We start from the raw sequence: 22,950 nt of genomic DNA on the forward strand, positions 1-22,950 counted from the left end.
TTCGCCGCGCCACGCCCGCCGCGCTGACGCGCCGCCGTGCACGGTGACTCCGGTCGCTGCCGTCCGGCACGCGCATCCATGTGCGCGCGTCCGCTTCGTTCCTCTGGACCGGGTCCCCGCAGACAAATGCACCAAACGGGACTTCGTCGTGCCGAGGGAGACCTCGGGGAAGGCGGAAGTCCCCGAGCCGTGACGGCCGGGGACTTCCTCGGGGGCGGCGGCTGCCGACGGATCCGCGCCGCGCTCATTCAGCCCTTGCGGTGGCGGGCCGCCAGCCAGATGATCACCGCGGTCCCGGCGGCGGCCAGGACCAGCGTGCGGTTCTCGCGTGCCAGGCGTGCGCCCTGGGCCGTCTGCCGACGCAGCGGTTCCGGTGCCTTCTCCTGCCACATATCGCCGGCCTGCGCGGCCTTGCTCCGTACCTGGCCCACGGCTTGGGCGGCCCCGTCCCTGACCGGGCCGGGAACCTTGTCCTGGACCGCGTGCGCGGCCCTGGCCGCCGTCGCCCCCAGCTCCTCCGCCCTGGCGACGGCCTGCTCGGCCACCGCCGCGGTCTTCTCCCTGGCCTGCTCGGTGACCTCCACGGTCCTCTCCTTGACCTCGGCGCCCTTGTCCTTGGCGCGGGTTTTGACGTCGGTCTTGTCGACGAGCGCCTGAACGGTCGCTCCCAGCTCGGCGCGGGTTCGCTCGACCTCTCCACGCAGCTCGCCCGGAGTCGTGGGCGTGTGCCGGTCGTCTGACGGTGCGCTCATCGGTGGGCACTCCTCCGGATCTCGACGACATCCGCCTTCACGTTCTCGATCGCCCGCTCCGGCCTCGGCGGTGCCGCGCTGCCGGCCTGCCGCTTCGCCATGAGCGCCATGCCCGCGGCGACGACTCCCAGCACCGCGGTGACGATCAGAGCCGCGGCCCACACCGGAAGCGGCACGGCCAGCGCGGCGATCACGGTGGCCACGAGTGCCTGGAGCATCAGGAAGCCGACCACTCCCGCGCCGCCGAACAGGCCCCCGCTCTTCCCGTAGTGCCTGCCCTTCTCCTTCATCTCCGCCTGCGCCAGCCGGAGTTCGCCTCGCACCAGTTCGGTGAGCTGCTGCGAGGCGCGCTGGACCAGCTCACCCACCGGATCGGACCCGGTCGCCCGGTTCCGCTCGGCTGATCCGTCGGGCCGTGTCCGTACGTCCGACACGATCATCACCTCCTGCCCGTAGTCCTGCTCGGGCCGGGGCACATCGGTGTGCTCCGGCAATCGCTCGGTGACCGGGTACCCCCAGGACGGGGGTTCAGGGCCGTGCGTGTCCTTCGAGATCGGCGAAGACGCTGGTGCCGAGGTGGTCGAGCAGGTCGGCCGTGTCCCGGTGGACGGCGGTGGCGCCCGCCGCCTCCAGGTCGGCCCGCGGGATGCCGCCGGACAGCACGGCCACACACGTCACCCCGTCCCGCATGCCGGCCCGCATGTCCCAGACGGTGTCGCCGACGAACACCGCTCGTCCGCTCGGAACGCCGGCGAGATCCCTGGCCCGCGCGACCGGATCAGGGGCGGGCTTGCCCTGGCGCACATCGTCCGCGCCGGCCGCCCCGAGGATGACGTCGTCGGCGTCGATGGCACGCCGCAGAGCGGAGAGTTCGGCACCGCCCGCCGAGGTCGCCAGGACGATCTCCCAGCCCCGCCCCGCCAGCGCGCGCAGCAGCTCGCCCGCCCCCTCCATGGCCGGCAGCCGGTCGAAGAAGGTGGCGTAGAGGGTGTGGTGGGCGGCCTGGAGTTGTGCGTCGCCGTCGGGATCACGGTCCTTGCCGAGCAGGTGCTCGATGAGGTCGCCGCCGCCGAGGCCGACGGCCCGGTGCACCTCACGCATGGGGACACGGTGTCCGGCCTGTCGGAACGCCTCCCACCAGGTGACGACGTGCAGGTGGTTGGTGTCGACCAGGGTTCCGTCGACGTCGAAGATCGCGGCTCGTTTCGTGGTCATCGCGGGTGTCCTCGCAGTGTCACAGTTCGCGGAGGGCGGGAAGGAGCTTCCGCCCGGCCCAGTCCGTGAAGGGCTGCTGGTGGTCGCCGCCGATCTGGACCAGCGCGACCTCGGTGAATCCCGCGTCGACGAACGGCCGTACGGCCTCGACCACGTTGTCGACGTCGTCGCCACAGGGAATGGAGTCGGCCACGTCCTCGGGGCGTACGAACCGGGTGGCGCTCGCGAACGCGTCGGGGCCCGGCAGTTCGGAGTTGACCGGCCAGCCGCCGCCGAACCAGCGGAACTGGTCGTGGGCCCGTGCGATCGCCGTGTCCCGGTCGGTGTCGTAACTGACGGGCAGCTGGCCGACCTTGGGCTTGCCCGCTCCGCCGTGCCGGTCGAATGCGGAGATCAGTTCCGGTTCGGGTTCCGTGGCGATCAGGAGGTCGGCGAGACGACCGGCGATCTCGCACGAGTGCTCCCCCGAGACGGCGAGGCCGATCGGCGGCGGAGTGTCCGGCAGATCGAAGAGCCGGGCGTTCTCCACGTCGAAGTGGACGCCGTGGTGGTTGACGTTGCCTCCGTCGAAGAGGGACCGGATGATCTCCACGGCTTCCTCCAGCATGTCGAGGCGCACGTGTGCAGCCGGCCATCCGCCGCCCACCACATGCTCGTTGAGGTTCTCGCCGGAGCCGAGCCCCAGGCGGAAGCGCCCCTCGGAGAGGAGCTGCACAGTGGCGGCTTTCTGGGCAACGACCGCCGGGTGGTAGCGGGTCGTCGGGCACGTCACGTACGTCATCAGCGGGATGCGTTCCGTGGCCTGTGCCGCCGCGCCGAGCACGCTCCACGCGTAGGGCGCGTGTCCCTGGGACTCGAGCCAGGGGAAGTAGTGGTCGGAGGTGACGGAGAAGTCGAAGCCGGCGTGCTCGGCGCGAACCACCTGCTCGACGAGTTCGCGCGGGCCTGCCTGCTCGGTCATCATCGTGTACCCGATCCGGACCATGTCGCTCTCCTCCTCCGCGGGGCGGGTTCCGGGACGGATCCCGCGTGGCCGGGGCGGTGCACGGGCGCGCCCCGCCGTCTTCCGCCCGGTTACCGTTTGGCTCCGAGCCGCAGGTCGACCTCCTTCTCCTGGTCTCCCGGCGCGGTGCCCCGCTCCTGCACGGCGAACGCGGCGTCCAGTGCCTCGCGCAGGAGGTCCACGGCGAGGCAGCCGCCCTGAAGCGTTGCGCTGACCTGGCCATCCAGCGGGGCCGGGCCGGTCGGGATGCGGTCGTCGGCGGGCGCGAACTCAGCCGTCCACACCGCGGGACGGGATCCCGGCGGATCCTCGGGCACGCCCACGTGCAGGTCGGTGGGGAATGCCGTTCGCAGCATGCCGAAGACGGTGGCGGCGTCCTTCCTGGACGTTCCGGTGAGGGACACGGTGACCACAGGTCACTCTCCTTTCCGCTGGGGTACGACGGTGTACTTGGGGTCGTCGGCGGAGGCGATCCCCGCCGCGAAGACCCCGAAACGGGTGCAGACCGACCCGCCGAGCAGGGCGAGACCGCCCAGCACGGCGGCGGGCCTGTGGCGTCCGCCGGCCAGCGCCGCGGTCGCGGCGCCCGCCAGGGTCAGCACGCGGGCGGCCCGCAGGAGCGTGCCCGCACGGCCTTCGCGCCAGGTCTCGGCCACCATGCCCAGGCGCCGCCCGGCCGCCACGGCCGCAGCGTTCTCTCCCGCCGCCGCGAGAACCGCCGCGATGCGCGCGGGGGTGTTCTCGTGCGGCGGTGCCACGACCAGTGCCATGCCCGAGGCGGCGGCCGTCGCCGACGCCGTGAAGAGATAGGGGAGTTCCCTATGGGCACCGTGCCAGGCGGGTACGGCGGTGTCGGCGGCCAGGACAGCGGTGTACGACGCGAGCGCGGGCCCGAGCAGCGCCGCACCCGCTGTCGCGGCGGCGCCCGCGCGGGGCAACCGGCCGGTGACGGCGGTGAACGCGGCGGCCCCGGCCGCGGGACCGTACACACTCAGCAGCCAGGACCCCATGCTCATGGGGGACGTCGGCTTGAAGACCCGCAGCATGTTGACGAACCGGCCGGGCCGGCCGAGGTCGTGGACCAGCGCGGCGGCGGACAGCGACACGGCGGCCAGGGAGGAGACCTTCATCGCGGTGGCGGTTCGAGGGCGGCCGCTGAGCTGGGCCCCGGCCGCGAACACCGAGCCCGCTCCGGCGAGGCCGCCGAGGAAGAAGTAGCCGGCGATGTCACGCGCCGCCCAGGACGGGGCGTGGATGATCGGACGGCCGTAGTAGGAGGTGAACTCGGCTCGCGGCACCATGAGTTGCTCGCCGCGCCGCTTGCGGGTCCTGGTCATCGCGTTCCCCTTTTCCGGCCCGCCAGGGCGAAGGCCAGGGCCATGCCCCCCGCGAGGGACAGCGCGGCGGTCCCCGCGTGTTTCCACATGGCGGGCAGATCGCGGGTGGTCACCACCGGGTCGGGCGGCAGTCCGTAGACCTCGGGCTTGTCGAGGAGAAGGAAGAAGGCGCCGTCGCCGCCGACCCCGTCCTCGGGATCGTGCCCGTACAAGTGGGCTTCCTCGACGCCCTGTTCGTGCAACTGGTCCACACGCAGGGCGGCCCGTTCCCGCAGTTCGTCCAGGGGGCCGAACTGGATGGACTCGGTGGGGCAGGCCTTGGCACAGGCCGGTTCCTGCCCCACGCCAAGGCGGTCGTAGCACAGGGTGCACTTGAACGCCCTGCCGTCGTCCGGGCGTTGCTCGATCACCCCGTACGGGCAGGCGGGCACGCAGTAGCCGCAGCCGTTGCAGATGTCCTCCTGGACGACGACCGTGCCGAACTCGGTGCGGAACAGCGAGCCGGTGGGGCACACGTCGAGACAGGCCGCGTGCGTGCAGTGCTTGCAGACGTCCGACGACATGAGCCAGCGCAGCTCGCCCGGCGTCGCAGCGTCTTCGGATGCCGCCTCCGGGGGCGTCACGGGATCCGGCTGTGTGTTCCCGGCGAGGGGCAGTTCGGTGCGGCCCTCGGGCGCGGGCACCCGCTGCTCGATGAAGGCGACATGGCGCCAGGTGGAGGCGCCGAGGCCCTGGGTGTTGTCGTAGCTCATCCCGCTCAGCGCCATGCCGTCCTCCGGGACGGCGTTCCACTCCTTGCAGGCCACTTCGCAGGCCTTGCAGCCGATACAGACCGAGGTGTCGGTGAAGAAGCCGACTCGCTCGGGGGGTTCGGGGTGACCAGCGTCCCGGGCCGGTTCCGGTTCGGGTCCGCTCAGCAGGTTCCGGTCCGTCATTTCCGGGTCTCCGTCCCTGTCGTCCCGGTGATTCCCGCGCGGCGGCGGTACTCCGCCACCAGCTTCGGCAGGTCGGGCCCGCGGGGTCGGCGGCCGGGGCGGATGTCGGCCGTCAGGGCCTTGTCCTCCTGGATGTGGGCGTTGGGGTCGAGCGCGATGGCCATCAGTTCGTTGGCCGCGTCCCCCGTCGAGATCCCGTTGGGTCCCCAGTGGAAGGGCAGACCGATCTGGTGGACGGTCCGCCCGTGCACGATCAGGGGGACGATCCTCTCGGTGACCATGACCCGCGCCTCCACGGCGTTGCGCGCGGTGATGATCGTCGCCCAGCCGCCGTGCTCCAGACCGCGCTCGGCGGCGAGCTGCGGGGACAGCTCGCAGAAGAACTCGGGCTGGAGTTCGGAGAGAAAGGGTGACCAGCGGCTCATACCGCCCGCGGTGAAGTGCTCGGTGAGACGGTGCGTGGTGACGATGTACGGGTAGACGTCCGCGCCCGGCTCGTCGCCGCTGGGGTGGTAGCGGTTGCCCTCACGCGGCAGGAGCTGCCGTACCGGGGAGCGCGCGGTCGACGGGTAGAGGGCGTTGGGGAACGGCGAGTCCTGCGGCTCGTAATGGGTGGGCAGCGGGCCGTCCTCCAGGCCGGCGGGCGCGTACAGCCAGCCCTTGCCGTCGGCCTGCATGATGAACGGGTCGTCGCCGCGCAGCGCGTCGGGACCGGTCGCGTCTTCGGGCGGAATGTAGCCGGGTGCACGGTCCGGAATGAAGTCGGGGACGTCGCGCCCGGTCCACCTCCCGGCTTCCTCGTCCCACCACACGTACGCCTTGCGGTCGCTCCACGGGGTGCCGTCCGGTGCGGCGGAGGCGCGGTTGTAGAGGATGCGCCGGTTGGCGGGCCACGCCCAGGCCCAGTCGGCGGCCACGTGGTCCTGTTCGGTGTGGGGTGTGCGGCGGGCCGCGTGGTTGATCCCGTCGGCGTAGACGCCGCAGTAGATCCAGCAGCCGCAGCGGGTGGAGCCGTCGTCCCTCAGCTCCGTGTAGGCGGACAGCGGCGCGCCGTCCGGGCCGTGTCCGTTGATCTCGGCCAGGACGTGGGCGGCGACCGGCTCGCGCAGCGGCCCGTCGACCGGATAGTCCCAGGCCAGGTCCTGGAAGGGCCGGTCCATGGGATCGGCCGAGCCGGCCAGCCGCTCCTTGATCCGCCGGCCCAGGTGGTAGGTGAACCACAGGTCGCTGCGGGCGTCTCCCTGTGGTTCCACTGCCGCGTGGTGCCACTGGAGCCACCGGTTGGTGTTGGTGAACGAGCCGGACTTCTCGGTGTGGGCGGCGGCCGGGAAGAAGAACACCTCGGTGCCGATGTCCTCGGTGCACAGTTCCCCGGTCTCGGTCTCGGGGCCGTCCTGCCACCAGGTCGCGGACTCGATGAGGGAGAAGTCCCGGACCACCAGCCACTTCAGGTTGGCCATGCCGAGCCGTTGCAGCCGTGTGTTGGCGGAGCCGACGGCGGGGTTCTCGCCCATGAGGAAGTAGCCCTCGCAGGTGCCGTCGAGCTGGGCCATGACGGTGTCGTAGGTGGCGTGGGAGCCGGTGAGCCGCGGCAGGTGGTCGAAGCAGAAGTCGTTGTCGGAGGTGGCGGCGTCGCCGTAGTACGCCTTGAGCAGGCTGACGACGTACGCCCGCATGTCGCCCCAGAAGCCCTTGTCGGTGCGGCTCGCCTCGACGAACGTGTCCAGGTCCTCGTGGGCGTGCGCGTGGGGCATCGGCAGATAGCCGGGCAGCAGGTTGTAGAGGGTCGGGATGTCGCTGGAACCCTGGATGGAGGCGTGGCCGCGCAGCGCCTGGATGCCGCCGCCCGGCCGGCCGATGTTGCCGAGGAGGAGCTGGAGCACGCAGGCGGCGCGGATGTACTGGGAGCCGGTGGAGTGCTGGGTCCAGCCGACCGCGTACACGAAGGCGCTGGTGCGCTCCCTGCCGGAGTTCGCGGTGAGCGCCTCGCAGACGCGCAGGAAGGTGGCGCGCGGGATGCCGCAGGTCTCCTCGACGAGCTCGGGGGTGTAGCGGGCGTAGTGGCGCCTGAGGATCTGGTAGACGCAGCGCGGGTTTGTCAGCGTGTCGTCGCGGGGCGGCCGGGCGCTGGTGCGGGGGCCGCCCGAGCCGTGGGACTCGGAGTGACCCGAGCCCCGGGTCTTCTGCTCGTACTGCTCGTCGACGTCACCGGCCGGTGCCTGGACCCGCACGCCCTCGTACTGCCAGCTGCGCGGGTCGTAGTGCCGGCCGTCCTCGTCGAGGCCCGAGAAGACGCCGTCGAGGTCCTCGGTGTCCCGGAAGTCCTCGTCGACGATCGAGGCGGCGTTGGTGTACGCGAGGACGTACTCCCGGAAGTCCTTCTCCTCGCTGAGCACGTGGTTGATCACGGCGCCGAGGAAGGCGATGTCACTGCCCGCGCGGATCGGCACGTGCAGATCCGCAAGGGCGCTGGTACGGGTGAAACGCGGATCGACGTGGATGACGCGGGCACCCCGCCGTTTGGCCTCCATGACCCACTGGAACCCGACCGGATGCGCCTCGGCGAAGTTCGACCCCTGGATGACGATGCAGTCCGCGAACTGGAGGTCCTGCATGAAGGTGGTGGCGCCGCCACGGCCAAAGGACGTGCCGAGTCCGGCGACCGTGGAGCTGTGGCACACCCGCGCCTGGTTCTCCACCTGGACGACGCCGAGCCCGGTGAACAACTTCTTGATCAGGTAGTTCTCCTCGTTGTCGAGGGTCGCGCCGCCGAGGCTCGCGATGCCCATCGTGCGGGCGGTGCGCAGCCCGTCCCTCTCCCACTCCCAGGTGCGGCGCCGGGTCTCCACCACCCGGTCGGCGACCATGTCCATGGCCGTCTCCAGGTCGAGCGGTTCCCAGTCGGTGGCGTACGGGCGCCGGTACAGCACCTCGTGCAGGCGCGCGGAGCCGGTGGTGAGCTGGAGGGTCGCCGAACCCTTGGGGCACAGGCGGCCCCGGCTGATCGGCGAGGCCGGGTCGCCCTCGATCTGGACGACCTCGCCGACCTTGACGTAGATCTGCTGGCCGCAGCCGACCGCGCAGTACGGGCACACCGACTGCACCACCCGCTCGGCGGTGTCGGTGCGCGGCCTCAGCCGCTTCGTGCGGGGGGACTCGGCGGCGCTGCCACGGCCCAGCGGGTCGGTGCCGGTGAGCTGACGGTAGACGGGCCACTCGCCGATCCACGTGCGCACACCCATGGTGACTCCTTTCCGGCGGCCTGATCCGGTCGGCGGTCGCGGGCCTCGCGCCCCGCGTCGCCCGCCCGGGTGCTCGCGGCACGCGAGGGTGTCAGCCGGACGGCTCGTCCGGCACAGGGTGCTCGGGGCGGGAGCTGCCGGAGTGCGGGGCGCCCCTGCGGCCGGTGCCCGCCTCGTCCGTGTCGGGGACATCGGTGCCGGGCTCTTCCGATTCCTCGGCTCCGCCTTCCGTGCCACGGCCCTCCGCCCCGGTCCGACCGCTCTCGGTCGGCTGTCCGGGAACGCCCACGACGTCCAGGGGGTCCTCGTCGGGCCCGGCCTGCTGATCGGGAAGATCCCTCGGCACGGGCTTCGGCATCGGTCCTTCACCGGTCCCGGGGCCTTGCGGGCGGGGCTCGCTCACGACGTCCTCATTTCCTCGCGCGGGTATGGCGTGACCCGCAAGTACCCCTCTCGTTCGTGATGATGCAAGTGATCCCCGGACAGCCCCGCCTCCGGCCCGGGGCCGGCGATCCCGCACCGGCACCACCCGCCACCGGTTCCCACAGGACACGCCCCCGCGCGGCGCATGCCCGCCGCCTCGCAGGGCACTGGAGGAGCCGGGCTCACGCACCGCGCACTCCCTGCTCTTGGCCACCGGCAGCATCAGATCCCGTATCACCCGGGTGTTCCACCGCGGCCCGGCACAGGTCGTCGGCTGCCGGCACGGCCCGGCGGGAGCCGGCTTCTGCCCCCGGCGATCGGTTCAGCCGAGATACACGTACTGATCGATGTCCAGCAACGCGCCGGCCCGGGCCAGCCAGGCCAGCAGGGCCGCGCGCAGGAAAATGCCCTTCTGCTGCGGGTCCTCCGGGGCGGTGATCTCTTGGACGACCACGAGGGAGACGTCGGCTTCCTTCGAGTCGGCCAGGCGCCCCAGCGCCGCGGCGAACTCCGCTCCCCAGGCCAGGACCACGGGTTCGAGATCCTCCGGTGGCCCGGACTCGCCCGGGGCCCGCACGTGGCGAATCCAGGTCGCGTGCTTGCGGGGTGCGGACTGGGGGCACCTGCGGCTGCCGATCGCGGTGGCTTCGTCCGCTTCGCATCCCAGCCGCGCGGAGATCTCGTGCGGCTGAAGGGCTTCGCTGACCACCCTCAGGTACATCCGGAAAGCGCTCACGGCCGGTACCTGTCATTCGTCGAAACCAAGAACTTCCCCGTCTTTGCTCACGAGGACGACTCTGCCCTCGCCGTCGGTCAGGTTGTGGGCGCTCTGCGGCTCCTTCCAGCGCGCGACCTTGTCGATGCGCACCGCGATGCCGTTCGGAGTCCGCATCACATCAACGGAGTTGAGGTCGCCCTCGTCCGTCCACCGGTCCCAGCTCTCGACCCAGAAGGGGCGGTGGTCGGTTGCGGTGAGCGCGGCCGGCTCCGCTCACGAGCCGCACGGTCACTGTCGGCGAGATCTCGGGGTTTCGGCAGCGAGAATGATCAGGGAGGCTTTGTCCTCCCAGCTTCTCGCCGGACTTCGGCTTCTCCCGCCTCGCCGAGAAGATCGGGCCGAAGGACAGCGCCCCGGATGCAGGGATTCCCGGCCCGCGGCCGGCGGAGGGCACCATCTACACGCCCGACGACGAGGACTTCACCGGCGTCACCCTGGCCGGCGACGGGGGACTCAGATCCTCGGGCACGTCCTCACGATCGCAGGACAGCCGACGGGACGCGAACCCGTTTCCGCAGTCCTCAGACGCCGGTGAAAGCCGACGCAGACATCACGAGTGCTCACTGCTTTTCGGTGAAATGCGGGTCCTTCTTCTGGTGGATATCCCCGCCGGATGCGTTTCAAGCATGGCCGTATGGCCCGGTCCCCTATAGCGCGGGCCGGGATTTTCCGTGGAGAGAGGCGCCGCGTAGACGAAAACGCCACCTGCCACGACCGTTGGTTATTGTTTTCCATTCTTCTCAGTAGCCGATGGCGATCTGCCCCTTCCCGGCGGACTCGATGATGGAGTCGAAGTAACTCAGTCGAATGACCGGCGCCCCACAGGCGAATTCTGACCAACGTGGGCGGGGAATCCTGACCACTTCCCTCGTCGCCCTTTGACGCGCGTTGCACCGGCTCGCCGTGGGAGACGAGCCGGTGCTACAGCGCCTCGGCCCGCGTCAGCCGCCGCCGGGTGTTCGACAGCGGACGGTTGGCGATGCCTGGCAGCCACGGCAGGGCCCTGTCGCGGGTACACCTCCCGGTCGCCGTCGACGGACCTCGCGCAAAGTTCCTGATCAGACACCCCTCCGACCAGCGCAGCGGGACCAGCGTTGTTCAGCTCCATGCTCCATATGTGTCCGGCAACCGGCCGAAGGTTCCCGCTGGGTCAGCTCCGTTTTGAAGGACCTGGACTCACCCTGGCAGGAACATCGGTGGACGCGTGTCCCACGAGAGACGCAAAACTCCGAAGAGATCCGCAGTTCTTCTCGGTCACTCAACGCGGTTCGTTACAGAGCCACTTGCTCTGATGAAGATTAAGTCACTACAGTCCCCATCCATCCGAACCTTCGCTCGGTTGTTCACTCGTTGGGGGTGGCGGTGAAGGATCACCGTCCGTCGGCGTTTTCGGCAGGCGGCCGGAAGGAAAAGGAGCTCGCTTTCGTGGCGTCCCACCGTCGACCCAAGCAGCCGAGCCGCACCCGTGTGACTGTGTTCTCCACAGCCGCCGCTGCCGCCGTTGTGCTCAGCGCCAACGCCGCCAACGCGGCCCCGTCCGAGAAGCCCAACAAGGACGAGGTCAAGTCCAAGGTCGACAAGCTCTACGAAGAGGCTGAGCAGGCGACCGAGAAGCTCGACGGCGCCAAGGAGAAGCAGCAGAAGCTCCAGAAGGAGATCAACTCCCTTCAGGACAACGTCGCCCGCGGCCAGGACGAGCTCAACCAGCTCCGTGAGGGCCTGGGTTCGATGGCCAGCGCCCAGTACCGCACCGGTGGCATCGACCCGTCCGTGGCGCTCTTCCTCTCCTCCAACCCGGACGACTTCCTCGACAAGGCCTCGGCCATGGACCAGCTGAGTGCCCATCAGGTCGAGATGCTCAAGAAGGTCCAGGCGAAGCAGCGTTCACTCGCCCAGCAGCGTGCCGAGGCCTCCTCGAAGCTCAAGGACCTCGCCGACACCCGGGCCGATCTCGCCAAGAAGAAGCAGGAGGTCCAGAGCAAGTTGGGCTCCGCGCAGAAGCTCCTGAACTCGCTGACCGCGCAGGAGAAGGCGGCACTCGTCTCGCAGGACCAGGAACGGGCGACCCGCGCCAGCAAGCGCGTCGACCTCGGCACCGGCACCGGCAAGGCCGCCTCGGGCCGTGCCGCCGCCGCGTTCGCCGCCGCCGAGAGCGTCATCGGCGCCCCGTACGTGTACACCCACGCAGGTCCGAGCTCGTTCGACTGCTCGGGCCTGACATCCTGGGCCTACGCCCAGGCCGACGTGACGATACCCCGGACCTCCCAGGCCCAGGCCAACGCGGGCACCCGCATCTACTCGCAGAGCGACCTCAAGATCGGCGACCTGGTCATCTTCTACGGCGACCAGCACCACGTCGGTCTCTACGCGGGGGACGGCCGGGTGCTGCACGCCCCGCACTCCGGCGCGTTCGTCCGCTTCGAGTCGATGGCCAACATGCCCTTCCAGTTCGGCGTCCGGATCTGATCCGTGCCTCGGGCCGGGGTGGCGACGCGGTCTCGACGACTGCCACGCCGGTCGTGGCACACCACCGCCACATCGCCGGCAGGCCTCAACTGCCCGGCTCACCCGGCCATGACGGTCTGGGAACGATCGCCGCTCGCGTGGTGGATGTCCCTCCCCTGTAGCGTGAAGTCCTTGATTGCAAGGGAAGTTGGGGGCGGCCCTCGCCCTCCCCGATCAACATGTGCCCGGCCGACCGCTACCTCGTCCGCCGGGTCCCTTCGATCGGGGACACAGCCCGCATCCACGCGAAGGAGCCCTCCACCATGCACACCTACGATGTCGCAGTCACCACCAGCGCCTCGCCGGACGTCGTCTGGAAGCTGTTGGTCGACGCCGCAAGCTGGCCGCTGTGGTCCAAGGTGGACAGTCTGGACACGACACGGTCGGTCGGCCTCGACCCCGGCGGCGACGACGGCGTCGGTGCCGTCCGGGCTTTCCGCACGGGACGCACCGTGACCGGGGAACGCCTGACCGAGAAGGTCGAGCGACGCCTCTTAGGCTACGAAGACGCGTTCAACTCGTCGATGCACAACTATCACGCGCGCATCGAGCTGAAGCCGACAGCGGGCTCAGGCACGGTCATCCACTGGCACGGCGAGTACGAGACGAGCTGGCTGTTGGGCTGGTTCCTACCGCGCTACCTCCAGAAGTTCATGCAGGGCATGGCGGAAGGGCTGGCCCGCTACGCCGAGGAGTCCAGGCCGGCTCAGTGATGCCTGCGCCGCAGCGGGCGTTCAGCCAGGGCCCGCCGAGCATCGCGGCGGATCACCCGAAGTCTCGTACACGGCCTGGATCGGTCAGGCGCCTCGGTGTGCCCACCGGATCGAGCCCAGCACGACGGACCCAGGAGGTTCTCCTGGCATAGGGCGTCAACGGCAGCACTCACGTACGGGACTTCGGCGTCCTGGCCCGGTGCTTCCTCCCCGTGTGACGGTGGTGCCGTGCCGGTTCCTTGTGCGGGGCGGGCGGCTTCGAGCAGTCGTAAAGATGGAACGTCTGGCTGGGTACCCCGGCACAATGGCCGCGTACCCAGGCGGCGTTGACGGTCCCGGAGTCGGTGGCGGCGCCGCCCAGGACCACGAAGCGCACCTTCCCGGTGGCTATCAGTTGGCGGAAGCCGGCGGCGGTGGGGGTCGGGACGGCACCGGTGAAGCCGCCCATGGGGAGGACCTTGGCGCCGGCGTAGAGGATGTAGGGAGAGGCGGTGCGCCAGCTGGTCGTCGCGAAGACGAAGGTGGCGCGGCCCTGGTGTGCCCGGGTGTACTCCAGCAGGCGCTGATCCTCGCGAGTAAGCCCTTGCTCGCCGGTGCCCGTGAACGGCGAGCGGAGCGGGGCCGTCCTGCCCCGTGAGGAGAACCAGGTGGCCCTGTCGCGGAACTGGCTGCCGTGCCGTACAGAGACGGGGCCTGCCGCTCCCATGCCTGAGTGGCCGTACTGGGTGGTGAGGACCGATGAGGCCCAGGCGGCGGAGGGCAGCAGCATCGCGGCGATACCGAGCCCGACGCCCAGCACCGCTGCCCTGGCCGGCATCCCGGCACGGACGCGGGAGAGCATCAGCAGCGCGAGCGCGCCGACGCCGAGGACGAGCGCGGTGGGCGCAAGCCAGGGCAGGAACGCCGGGAACTGGTTGGCGACGAGCGCCGACCACACGACCGTGCACCCGACAGCCGTCGGCAGCGCCCAGAGCCGACCCCGGTCGCCACGCCGCCAGGCCCGCCAGAACTGCACCGTTCCGCCGCCGAACAGCGCGGCGATCGGAACGCCCACCACGCCCATGTAGTACGTATGCGCACCGACCGCGCCGGCGCTGAACACCAGGAAGTAGGTGGCCAGCCACGCCGTCCAGAGCAGGAAGCCGGCCCGCAGCGGATCCGTGCGCGGTCGGCCGCGCAGCCACACCAGTGCGCATACGGCGGCGAGCGCGGCCATCGGATAGAGCCAGCCGATCTGGGTGCTGAGCGAGGGCCCGAACATCTTGGCCCACTCGGTGAGGGTCTGTCCGGTGTGAGGCACCGGATCGGTTCCGGCCATGTTCTGCACCGCGACGCTTCCGGTGGCCTTCGCGCTGACGCCGAGGCTGGAGAAGCGGGTGAGGAAGTTGTAGCCGACGACCTGGCTGAGCGCGGAGTTGTCCGTCGTACCGTCGACGAACGGCCGGTTCTGCGCCGGGGTCAGGGTCACCAGCAGCACCCAGGACGCCGACACCGCGAGGCAGGTCGCGCCCGCGGCCGCGAGATGCGCGAGGCGCCGGCGCAGCGTCACGGGGGCCGACACGGCGTAGAGCAGGCCGAACGCCGGGAGGATCGCCCAGGCCTCCAGCATCTTGGCCTGGAAGCCGAGGCCGATCCAGGCCCCGGCCGCGAGCAGCGGGCGCAGCCGGCCCTCTCGGGCCGCCCGCAGGCCGGCGTTCGCGGCGAGGAGCAGGCACAGGGTGAACAGCGGGTCCTCGACCTGGGTGCGGAACAGTCCGGCGATCGCCGGGGTGAGCACGAAGGCGCCCGCGGCGAGCAGTGCCGCGCTCTCCCCCGCCCAGCGGCGCACCACGCGGTGCAGTACGACGACGCCGAGCACGCCCTCGATCACCTGGGGCAGGGTCAACGCCCAAGGATGGAAGCCGAAGATCCGCGCGGACAGGGCCTGCGGCCACAGGAAGCCGGGCAGCTTGTCGATGGTGATCGTGTTGCCCGGGTCGAACGAGCCGAAGAGAAAGCCCTTCCAGCTCAATGTCATGCTGCGCGCGGTCTCCGCGTAGAACGCGTGGTAGCCGCTGTTCTGAATGTCCCAGCTGAACAGCACCACCGCCGCCAACAGGATCGTCCAGTACGCGACCCTCGCCCAGCCGGGTCGGCTCACCGCGCCCCGTCCGGCCCCCGAGCCGCGTCTGAACAGCGGCACGCCTGTCGGCGGGGCCGAGGCGATGGTTTCCGCGGTGGTGCCGGCCATGGACGAACCTTTCCGAGTGCAACGCGCTGTCGAAGTGCTAGATACCTGCGGCGGCGATGCGGATGCTTCGAAAAAGTTGTCATTTGGGTGAGAATCGGGTGACCGCGTGGGCCTGAAGGTCGGATCTATCGGTGTCGGATGCCTGGTCGCGAGGCTCCGGCGACAAGTCGCGGGGCGCGTGGGCCCGTTGGCAGAACACCGGTGTGCGATGAGGCACTCGCCGGGGTGGCTGGCTGCCGGGGTGGAGGAAGCCTCGTACCATGAGCCCATGATCTCTAGCGTTCGCATCAACTCCCGTGGGAGTTCCGCGCGCTGGATCTGGCTGGTCCTGGCCGTGGTGGCGGGGGTGCTGGGCATGCATGCCCTGTCACCTGCCGGCATGCCGGCCGCGGGCCGGCACGACGTCATGATGTCGGCAGAGTCTCCTGGGCATCACCCCGTACCTGTCCACGTCGCCGGTGCGAGCTGCCGGCATCTGTCCGACGCGGGCGACAACGGCATGGTCATGGACCACGCCGACGGGACCTGCGCGGCGAGCGGTACGTCCACTGCGTACGTTCCGCCCGCCCTGATGCCCGACGTGGCCGCCGGCATCGAATCCACGGCGAACGTCAACGATGGTCCGGCTCCGGGACAGGCTGTGGGCCGCGCGCCACCCGATCTTTCCGAGTTGCAGCTCCTGCGGATCTAGAGGCTCCCGCACGGCACCCTCCTGACGGGGTGGCGTGTTCCGGCCTGCATACATCCGTTTCTCCCGCGCGTCGGCGCGGGCGTTTCAAGGAGTTGTACCTCTCATGGCACCTCGTCGTTCCCTCATCCGCCGGACCGTGGCCGTGGCCTCCGCCGTCACCGCAGCAGTCGTGCTGTCCGCCTGCGGCAGCAGCGGTTCCTCGTCCTCGCCTTCGGGGCACACCAGCCACGGCACGGGGGCGACGTCCCCCACCGGCCCCTCGGACACAGGTTCCTCCGCACACAGCAGCCACAACGCGCAGGACGTGTCGTTCGCGCAGGGAATGGTCCCGCACCACCGGCAGGCCGTGGCCATGGCCGACCTGGCCGCTTCGCGGGCGAAGTCCCAGCAGGTGAAGGACCTGGCCGCGAAGATCAAGCAAGCGCAGGATCCGGAGATTGAGACCCTGTCCGGCTGGCTGAAGGCCTGGGGCGCGAAGGTCCCGGACGCGGCCATGCCCGGCATGGAGAACATGCCGGGCATGGATCATTCCGGCTCGTCGGCGCCCGGCCAGATGCCGAGCGACGACATGGGCGAGCTGAAGGGCCTCTCCGGTGACGCCTTCGACAAGGCGTTCCTTCAGATGATGACCAGCCATCACGAAGGGGCGATCTCGATGGCGAGGACCGAGCAGGCCAAGGGCGCTTACGGTCCCGCCATGAGGTTGGCGACATCGATCGTCACCTCGCAGTCGGCCGAGATCGCCGGCATGGACAAGATGCTCGGCAAGTAGCGGAACCTGCCGGTCCGTCCCCGCCCTGCCCCGCCGGGCGGGGGCGGACCGGGACGCGATCAGCGGTAGAGGGGCGGGGAGGTCGTGGCGAGTGGCCAGGCCGCGCCACTGCTGTTCCGCCGATGCCGCACGCGAGCCCGGCCGCGAGACAGGCCGCAGTGACGCTGCGGCGCGCCCTCGCGACGGGGGTCAGGCGACCTGCCCGAGAAGGGTGGCGAGGTTGTCCAGGACGTGAGGCCAGCCCTCGCCCATGCCTTCGTGGGCCTGGCGGCCCATCGGGGAGTCGAGGTCGAACCCCGCGTGGACGAGGATCAGACGGGTGCCCGCGTTCTCGGGCCGGAGGGTCCAGGTGATGGTGGTGTCCAGCGAGCCCTCGGCGAAGCGGTAGGCGAGCAGGCGCTCATCCTCCACCTCGGTCGGGAACGCAGGCGTGGGCCGTGAGGCGCGTGGCACGTGTCCGGGGGCCGGGGAAGGGAGGCTCGCCGCGCCCGCCCTTCAGTGAGGCGGGTGGGACGGGGACGTGTCGGGGTTCGCGCCCTCGGCCTTGGCCGCGTCGGCGAGGGCTGCGGCGGCGGCTTCCTCCGCCTGGGCCTTGTCGTTGGCGGCCTGGGCGACCATGTCGTCCGTGGGCTTCTCGCGCGTGGCCGGCGACTGGGGCAGCACTTCGCTGAAGGCGCGGGACACGCCCTGGAGTGCGGAGGTGATCTCGCTGGGGATCACCCAGAAGTTGTTGCCCGGGCCCTGCGCGAGCTGGGGCAGAGCCTGAAGGTACTGGTAGGCGAGCAGCTTGGGGTCGGGGTCGTTGCGATGCACGGCCTGGAACACCTCGTCGATGGCCCGGGACTGGCCCTCGGCCTGGAGGATCGCAGCGGTCCGGTTGCCTTCCGCGCGCAGGACAGCGGCCTGCTTGTCGCCTTCGGCGGTGAGGATCTGCGACTGACGCTGCCCCTCGGCCCCGAGGATCGCGGCGCGCTTGTCCCGCTCGGCTCTCATCTGCTTCTGCATGGCGTCCTTGATGGACTGTGGAGGGTCGATGGCCTTGATCTCCACCCGGTTGACCCTGAGCCCCCATTTTCCGGTGGCCTCGTCCAGCACTCCACGGAGCTGGCTGTTGATGGTGTCCCGTGAGGTGAGCGTCTTCTCCAGGTCCATGGACCCGACGACGTTGCGCAACGTGGTGACGGTGAGCTGCTCGACCGCCTGAAGGAAGTTCGCGATCTCGTAAAAGGCCGCTCGCGGGTCGGTGACCTGGAAGTACAGAACGGTGTCGATCTCGACGACCAGATTGTCTTCGGTGATGACGGGCTGAGGCTTGAAGGAAACGACCTGCTCGCGCAGATCGATCACCGGTCGGACACGGTCGACGTAGGGGATCACCAGGCTGAGGCCGGGAGTCAGGGTCCGGTGGTAGCGGCCGAGCCGCTCGACATTGCGGGCGCGCGCCTGGGGCACGATCCGGACCGCCCGCACCACGGTGAAGACCGCGATCAGGGCCACGATCAGACCGCCGATCAACAACGCCGTTGTTTCCATGGCCTCAGTCCCGGGGGTAGACAATCGCGGTGGCGCCGCTGATCTCCATGACGTCGACCATCTTTCCTGGAGGAATCACCAGCGTCTCGTCGTAGGCACGGGCCGTCCACTCCTCACCACCGATGCGGACCCTGCCACCCAGGCCGGTCACCTCCGAGGTCACCAGCGCACCCTTGCCGATCAGCGCGTCCACGCCGAACCTCTCCGCTTGGGGCTGGAGAACGTGGCGCAGGGCGATGGGACGCACGAACAGCACGCTGACCGTGGCCACGACGGTGAACACCAAGAACTGCAACGGCAGTGCAAGACCCACCGCCGCGGACCCCGCCGTGACCAGGGCGGCCACACTCAGCATGCCGAGCGCGGCGGTAACGGTGAAGATCTCGGCCGCGGCCAGCACCGCCGCGATGATCAACCAGATCAGCCATGGATCCATTGCGTGCCTCTTCTGACCGGTCGTGGTGCCGAAGGGGCCTGATTCCCACCTGCTTCCCGATACGGGCCAGCCGGCTGCTCCTGGAGAAGGAAACCCCTCCGAACCATCGGAGGCAATGCGCACCCCGAGCAAGCTACTTTTCCTCCTTGTGGCAATTTTACCCATTTGGGTAGACTCGCGAACTCCTCGGCGCGGGCGCAGGTGGGGGCGAAGATCCCGGACCCGGCCCCAGTGCCGACGCGGCCAGGGCTGGCAGGGCTGGCAGGGCTGGCAGGGCTGGCAGGGCTGGCAGGGCCAGGGGCGCACCGACGGGTGAGACCCAGCGATGGTGCGCGTCAGCGGTGGTCGACGTAGGCGACGAATCCGCCCACGGTCCGACCCACCGCGCATCCGCTGCGGAAGGCATCATGGCGCATGCCCGCGGTGTGCTGCGCCTCGCTCATCGCATACGGTGCGCGGATCCCCACTTCCACACCGCACAGGCACACGACGTAGCCGTGACGCAGGGCGGCGGCCGTCCACTCGGGGTCGTGCGCGACCCAGGTCCGGGAGTAGATCTCGCCGTCGGGCGTCCGCAGTTCCAGCCGGGAGTAGGTGCACCCGTACCGCTGATCCAGTTTCGGCTGTTCATCGGGGATCTCGTGAAGTTCCCATCCAGGGATCAGGTGCAGGTCCGAGAACTCGGGCGGTAAGCGCCTCATGCCGAACAAGATGGCGCCTTCGATCTGCGGTTCCTCGGGCATGTCGGCGAGCGAGACTCCCCTCGGAACGACGAATCCGAAGTCACCCACGCCCACGGCGCGACGGAACTCGAAGAGGGCCGTGGGCATGTGACGTGTCCGCATGTGATCGAGGGTGAACGTGTCTTCCGCGGTGTCCAGAACCATCAGCACGCGCCCGAGCCGTAGCGCGGGGTCGTCGCTGAACAGGATCCGCCCGTGGTCGTCGATCTGTTCGAACTGATGCCGACTCATCTCCTATAGCCCTTCAGTTGGTTGCCGCCGTTCCGCGTCCGCGAAGCAGGTGCTGAGATGGTGAACCATCCTATTGAAGGATCGTTGAACAATCCATACATTGGAACGCGTGCACCACCAGGCCGGCGGTTTCGTCGAAGGCAGGGGTGAGGATGAGCTCGGACCCAGTAGGCAAAGGGTGGACGGGCGGGCGCAGGCGGGTGCTGGTGGGCGCCGTGAGCACCGGCGCGGCGTTGGCGCTGTGGGCAGTTGTCCGTCTGATCGTGCGCATGGCCTTCGTCGCGCACGCCCCGTGGATCGACGAGCTGTTCGCGGTGGCGCTCCTGGTCCGACGGCGACGGCATGGGTGACAGCGCCCGCGTCTACACGGTCACCGCCCTCGACGGCCCGCCGCTGGCTCCGATCGAGGAGAACGGGCTCATGGGCTGGGAGTGGGTGGTCGGCGGCACGTACACGGTGACGGTCGATCCGCAGGGCCTGTCCCCGCTCAGGCGGGGGGACAAGCCTGGGCCCCCGGTGATCCAGCGGCTCCTGCAGATCCCGCTCAGCCATAGGGGGCGGTGACTGAGCGGCGCCGGGGGTGCCAGCGATCTGCGCTTTGCGGGTACGGGGGTACGGGGGCGCCTGGGCGATTGGCCGCCGCGCAGCCCTCTTACCGGAGGGGCGCTCCGACCCAGCGGTGAAAAGTGTCCATGTCGACGTTGCTGCCACACACGATGACGGCGACGTGCCGGTCGGCGAAGCGGTCGCGGTCTTCGAGGATCGCCGCGATGCCGAGCGCGGCCGACGGTTCGACGACGAGACCGGCGTGGTCGAGGAGCATCCGCATACCGGCGATGATCGACGCCTCCCGGACCAGGACGGCGTCGTCGGCGACCACGAGGAGGTGGTCCAGGACCGCCGGGATGGGAAATCGGCCGGCGACGCCGTCGGCGATGGTGTCGGTCGAGTCGGTGGTGACGACCCGCCGTTGGCGCCAGGAGTGTGTCAACGCCGGTGCGCCCAGCGGCTGGACGCAGATCACCTCGACCTCGGGCGCCAGATCCTTCACCACATGGCCCACGCCGGTGGCCAGCGCCCCGCCGCCGAGAGCGATCAGGACGGCGTCGAACGACGGCCCCGCGTCCACCAGTTCCAGGCCGATGGTCGCCGCGCCCTCGCAGGTCTCGATGTCCAGGCTGTCCTCGACCAGCCGGATGCCTTCGCGGTGCGCGATGGCCGCGGCCCGCTCGCGCGCCAACTCGTGGTCGCCGTCCACCAGTTCCAGTCGCGCGTCCAGTGCGCGGATGCGATCGAGCTTGGTCCGCGTCGCGAACCGGGATGCCACGACGGTGACGTCGAGTTGCCGGCCCCGACCGGACCAGGCGAGCGCCTGGCCGAGGTTGCCGGCGCTCGCGCACACCACGGCTCGCGAGCCGTCGTCGGCGAGGCGGCTCGCGACCACCTCGGTGCCACGGGCCTTGAAGCTGCGGACAGGGTTCGCCGTTTCGAGCTTGATGCTCACCGCGCACCCGAGGTGGGGCTCCAGCGCCTCGCAGCAGTACAGCGGAGTGTCGCGAAACATCGGGTCGATCACCTGGCGAGCCGATCGGATCCGAGCGGTGTCGAGGCGCGTCTGCTGCACGACACGGCAGCCTAGCGCCGGTGACGGACGCTCACGAGTCGTTGTCGACGTCCGACTCGTCGTCGAGCTCGGCCGGTCCCGTTCGTCATCCTGCTCGCGGCACTATTCTGTCGGGCCATGGACGCGGACCGCTGGCTGGCAGACACCCGGACCTCCTACGACACGGTCGCCGTCAGCTATGCCGACCACATACGCGAGGCTCTGGCCGGGGCGCCCTACCTTCGGGCGGCTCTGGCGCTGTTCGCCGACCTCGTGCACGCCGCCGGCGGTGGGCCTGTGGCGGACGTGGGCTGCGGACCTGGGCACGTCACCGCCCACTTGCACGAGCTCGATGTGGACGCCTTCGGCATCGACCTTTCGTCCGCGATGATCGATGTGGCTCGGCGCGACCATCCCCAACTGCGGTTCGAGGTAGGGTCGATGACCGACCTCGACCTCGCCGATGCCTCGGTCGCCGGCCTGCTCGCGTTCTGGTCGTTGATTCACGTTCCCGACGAAGCGGTGCCCACGGTCTTCGGCCACTTCCGGCGGGTGTTGCGTCCCGGCGGACCACTGCTGCTCGGCTTTCACGTCGGCGACGAGTCGAGGCTGAAGACGCAGGGCTACGGCGGTCACCCCATGCGCGTCCACGTTCACCGCCGCCGGCCCGACCAGGTAGCGGCCTGGCTCCGCGATGCCGGGTTCACCGTCGAGGCCCACATGCTGATCGACCCCGAGGAAAGCGTTCCGGGTGCGGTCCTCTTCGCACGCCGTCCGTCCTAGCCACGTTGACAGTCCGGAAATCGCGTTCAAGAGGCAGAAGAACCCCTCAGGTCTCAGCGCCGGCATAGGGGCCGAGTACCCAAGGCCCGCGCCCCACCTACCGCCACCGACCTGCTCGGTCGGCGCGGTCCGCGGGGCACGGGTATCGGCATCGGCGCTCAGGTGCGCGGCGGGCGGGTCGCGGTGTCGAGGTAGAAGGCGTCGATGCTCTGGACGGCCTGCTCGAACTCCTCCAGGTTGACCGGCTTGGTCACATAGGCGTTGGCGTGGCTGCTGTAGGCGTCGGCGACGTCGTCGGGGGCCGTGGACGTGGTGAGCACGACGACGGGGATGGTCTGGAGGCTCTCGTCCTTCTTGAGGATGCGGAGGAGGTCGCGTCCGTTCATCCGGGGCATGTTCAGGTCCAGGACGATCAGGTCGGGGCGCACGGTGGCGGGCGCGCGCAGGTGCTCCAGCGCGGCGACTCCGTCGGTGACCTGGACCAGGTTGCGGGCCCCGCGCTCGGAGAGTGCCTCCTCGATGAGCAGGGCGTCGGCCATGTCGTCCTCGACGAGAAGGACGTCGAAGGGCCTGGCGGGGGTGGTCATCATCGGATGCTCCATGGGGGCTTCGTGGGTGTGGTTGAAGAGCCCGGGCCAGCGACGCCGGGCACCCTGGCGGCTCATGCCGCATGCAGCACCGATCTGCGGATATCCGGCACCCGCGCGGGCGGCCGTCACAGCGGCACCCCGCTGGAGGCGCTCGGCCGCCTGCTGGAGCTGGTCCAGTACGTGGAGCAGGGCCAGCGCCCGCGCGGAGTCCCCATCGGCCGAGGACGGCTCCTCTTCGAGCAGCTGCACGGCAAGGCGCCTCGCGAGCTGACCGACCGCCGCGTCCGCGACGACCGAGGTCTCCTCGGGGGTGGTTCGCAAAACGAAATTCTTGCCAGGCATGTGGAGCACCTTAGGTCTCGAACCGACCACGCGACAACCGTTGTTGTCGAAGACCCTTTACAGTGGCCGCCTGCCCCGGATGTCGCAGGCGGC

Annotated in this window: 25 protein-coding genes; 7 read left to right on the forward strand and 18 right to left on the reverse strand. The window is 70.0% G+C overall.

What is annotated here, in order from left to right; translation table 11 throughout:
- Nucleotides 1-248: 248 nt before the first annotated feature.
- The 11 genes from ACFWI4_RS07695 to ACFWI4_RS07745 form a co-directional block, all read right to left on the reverse strand.
- A complete protein-coding gene (locus ACFWI4_RS07695) occupies nt 249-752 on the reverse strand; it encodes a DUF3618 domain-containing protein (protein WP_387192025.1) in 504 nt (167 codons plus the stop codon).
- Nucleotides 749-1,192 carry a phage holin family protein gene (locus ACFWI4_RS07700; RefSeq protein WP_387192255.1) on the reverse strand — a complete coding sequence of 148 codons (444 nt, stop codon included), beginning with the start codon at nt 1,190-1,192 and terminating at the stop codon, nt 749-751. Before ACFWI4_RS07700 ends, ACFWI4_RS07695 begins: the two co-directional genes overlap by 4 nt.
- An 88-nt stretch (nt 1,193-1,280) precedes the next feature.
- Nucleotides 1,281-1,967 (reverse strand): HAD family hydrolase, encoded by a 687-nt coding sequence (locus ACFWI4_RS07705; protein ID WP_387192027.1) that lies wholly within the window; start codon nt 1,965-1,967, stop codon nt 1,281-1,283.
- Between the two features lie 19 nt (nt 1,968-1,986).
- Nucleotides 1,987-2,952, reverse strand: coding sequence for an LLM class F420-dependent oxidoreductase (locus ACFWI4_RS07710; RefSeq protein ID WP_387192029.1), 966 nt, complete (start codon nt 2,950-2,952; stop codon nt 1,987-1,989).
- 89 nt (nt 2,953-3,041) lie between these two features.
- Nucleotides 3,042-3,383: a hypothetical protein gene (locus ACFWI4_RS07715; protein ID WP_387192031.1), complete on the reverse strand. Its 342-nt coding sequence runs from the start codon at nt 3,381-3,383 to the stop codon at nt 3,042-3,044.
- 3 nt (nt 3,384-3,386) lie between these two features.
- On the reverse strand, nt 3,387-4,307 hold the full coding sequence (nrfD, locus tag ACFWI4_RS07720; RefSeq protein ID WP_387192033.1) for an NrfD/PsrC family molybdoenzyme membrane anchor subunit: 921 nt from the start codon (nt 4,305-4,307) through the stop codon (nt 3,387-3,389).
- Nucleotides 4,304-5,242: a 4Fe-4S dicluster domain-containing protein gene (locus tag ACFWI4_RS07725; RefSeq protein WP_387192035.1), complete on the reverse strand. Its 939-nt coding sequence runs from the start codon at nt 5,240-5,242 to the stop codon at nt 4,304-4,306. Before ACFWI4_RS07725 ends, nrfD begins: the two co-directional genes overlap by 4 nt.
- On the reverse strand, nt 5,239-8,484 hold the full coding sequence (gene fdh, locus ACFWI4_RS07730) for a formate dehydrogenase (protein ID WP_387192037.1): 3,246 nt from the start codon (nt 8,482-8,484) through the stop codon (nt 5,239-5,241). The genes ACFWI4_RS07725 and fdh overlap by 4 nt, the downstream gene beginning before the upstream one ends.
- A 91-nt stretch (nt 8,485-8,575) precedes the next feature.
- Nucleotides 8,576-8,842, reverse strand: coding sequence for a hypothetical protein (locus ACFWI4_RS07735; RefSeq protein WP_387192040.1), 267 nt, complete (start codon nt 8,840-8,842; stop codon nt 8,576-8,578).
- Nucleotides 8,843-9,229: 387 nt separating this feature from the next.
- Complete coding sequence (locus ACFWI4_RS07740; protein ID WP_387192042.1) at nt 9,230-9,643, reverse strand: DUF4279 domain-containing protein; 414 nt, start codon at nt 9,641-9,643, stop codon at nt 9,230-9,232.
- Between the two features lie 12 nt (nt 9,644-9,655).
- Entirely contained in the window at nt 9,656-9,799 is a 144-nt protein-coding gene (locus ACFWI4_RS07745) for a hypothetical protein (protein ID WP_387192044.1), read from the reverse strand.
- Nucleotides 9,800-11,110: 1,311 nt separating this feature from the next.
- Here ACFWI4_RS07745 and ACFWI4_RS07750 point away from each other — a divergent pair.
- Both ACFWI4_RS07750 and ACFWI4_RS07755 read left to right on the forward strand, forming a co-directional pair.
- Complete coding sequence (locus tag ACFWI4_RS07750) at nt 11,111-12,151, forward strand: NlpC/P60 family protein (RefSeq protein WP_387192046.1); 1,041 nt, start codon at nt 11,111-11,113, stop codon at nt 12,149-12,151.
- A 302-nt stretch (nt 12,152-12,453) separates the two neighbouring features.
- Nucleotides 12,454-12,903, forward strand: coding sequence for an SRPBCC family protein (locus ACFWI4_RS07755; protein WP_387192048.1), 450 nt, complete (start codon nt 12,454-12,456; stop codon nt 12,901-12,903).
- A 169-nt stretch (nt 12,904-13,072) separates the two neighbouring features.
- Here the strand turns inward: ACFWI4_RS07755 and ACFWI4_RS07760 are convergent, their stop codons facing one another.
- Nucleotides 13,073-15,133: an ArnT family glycosyltransferase gene (locus ACFWI4_RS07760; protein WP_387192050.1), complete on the reverse strand. Its 2,061-nt coding sequence runs from the start codon at nt 15,131-15,133 to the stop codon at nt 13,073-13,075.
- Between the two features lie 268 nt (nt 15,134-15,401).
- Between ACFWI4_RS07760 and ACFWI4_RS07765 the strand changes: the two genes are divergently transcribed.
- Nucleotides 15,402-15,824: a DUF6153 family protein gene (locus tag ACFWI4_RS07765; RefSeq protein WP_387192052.1), complete on the forward strand. Its 423-nt coding sequence runs from the start codon at nt 15,402-15,404 to the stop codon at nt 15,822-15,824.
- Between the two features lie 103 nt (nt 15,825-15,927).
- Complete coding sequence (locus ACFWI4_RS07770; RefSeq protein ID WP_387192054.1) at nt 15,928-16,596, forward strand: DUF305 domain-containing protein; 669 nt, start codon at nt 15,928-15,930, stop codon at nt 16,594-16,596.
- A 189-nt stretch (nt 16,597-16,785) separates the two neighbouring features.
- On the opposite strand, the gene ACFWI4_RS07775 is transcribed toward ACFWI4_RS07770, so the two are convergent.
- The 4 genes from ACFWI4_RS07775 to ACFWI4_RS07790 all read right to left on the reverse strand — a co-directional run bounded on the left by ACFWI4_RS07775 (nt 16,786) and on the right by ACFWI4_RS07790 (nt 19,539).
- The gene (locus tag ACFWI4_RS07775; RefSeq protein ID WP_387192056.1) at nt 16,786-17,007 is read right to left on the reverse strand and encodes an SRPBCC domain-containing protein; all 222 of its coding nucleotides are present in this window, start codon (nt 17,005-17,007) and stop codon (nt 16,786-16,788) included.
- A gap of 84 nt (nt 17,008-17,091) precedes the next feature.
- Nucleotides 17,092-18,129, reverse strand: a complete 1,038-nt coding sequence (locus tag ACFWI4_RS07780) for an SPFH domain-containing protein (protein WP_387192058.1) — start codon at nt 18,127-18,129, stop codon at nt 17,092-17,094.
- A gap of 4 nt (nt 18,130-18,133) precedes the next feature.
- The gene (locus tag ACFWI4_RS07785; RefSeq protein WP_387192060.1) at nt 18,134-18,565 is read right to left on the reverse strand and encodes an NfeD family protein; all 432 of its coding nucleotides are present in this window, start codon (nt 18,563-18,565) and stop codon (nt 18,134-18,136) included.
- Nucleotides 18,566-18,900: 335 nt separating this feature from the next.
- On the reverse strand, nt 18,901-19,539 hold the full coding sequence (locus ACFWI4_RS07790) for a hypothetical protein (protein ID WP_387192062.1): 639 nt from the start codon (nt 19,537-19,539) through the stop codon (nt 18,901-18,903).
- A gap of 152 nt (nt 19,540-19,691) precedes the next feature.
- Between ACFWI4_RS07790 and ACFWI4_RS07795 the strand changes: the two genes are divergently transcribed.
- Both ACFWI4_RS07795 and ACFWI4_RS07800 read left to right on the forward strand, forming a co-directional pair.
- Nucleotides 19,692-19,889 carry a hypothetical protein gene (locus tag ACFWI4_RS07795; protein WP_387192063.1) on the forward strand — a complete coding sequence of 66 codons (198 nt, stop codon included), beginning with the start codon at nt 19,692-19,694 and terminating at the stop codon, nt 19,887-19,889.
- Entirely contained in the window at nt 19,882-20,103 is a 222-nt protein-coding gene (locus ACFWI4_RS07800) for a hypothetical protein (protein WP_387192065.1), read from the forward strand. The genes ACFWI4_RS07795 and ACFWI4_RS07800 overlap by 8 nt, the downstream gene beginning before the upstream one ends.
- A gap of 88 nt (nt 20,104-20,191) precedes the next feature.
- On the opposite strand, the gene ACFWI4_RS07805 is transcribed toward ACFWI4_RS07800, so the two are convergent.
- Nucleotides 20,192-21,163, reverse strand: a complete 972-nt coding sequence (locus ACFWI4_RS07805) for a threonine/serine dehydratase (protein WP_387192067.1) — start codon at nt 21,161-21,163, stop codon at nt 20,192-20,194.
- Between the two features lie 117 nt (nt 21,164-21,280).
- Here ACFWI4_RS07805 and ACFWI4_RS07810 point away from each other — a divergent pair, with 117 nt between their 5' ends.
- Nucleotides 21,281-21,925, forward strand: a complete 645-nt coding sequence (locus ACFWI4_RS07810; protein ID WP_387192069.1) for a class I SAM-dependent DNA methyltransferase — start codon at nt 21,281-21,283, stop codon at nt 21,923-21,925.
- Between the two features lie 158 nt (nt 21,926-22,083).
- Here the strand turns inward: ACFWI4_RS07810 and ACFWI4_RS07815 are convergent, their stop codons facing one another.
- Nucleotides 22,084-22,857: a response regulator gene (locus ACFWI4_RS07815; protein WP_387192071.1), complete on the reverse strand. Its 774-nt coding sequence runs from the start codon at nt 22,855-22,857 to the stop codon at nt 22,084-22,086.
- Nucleotides 22,858-22,950 lie beyond the last annotated feature (93 nt).

Source organism: Streptomyces sp. NPDC127038, from assembly GCF_042725875.1.
Taxonomy (GTDB): domain Bacteria; phylum Actinomycetota; class Actinomycetes; order Streptomycetales; family Streptomycetaceae; genus Streptomyces.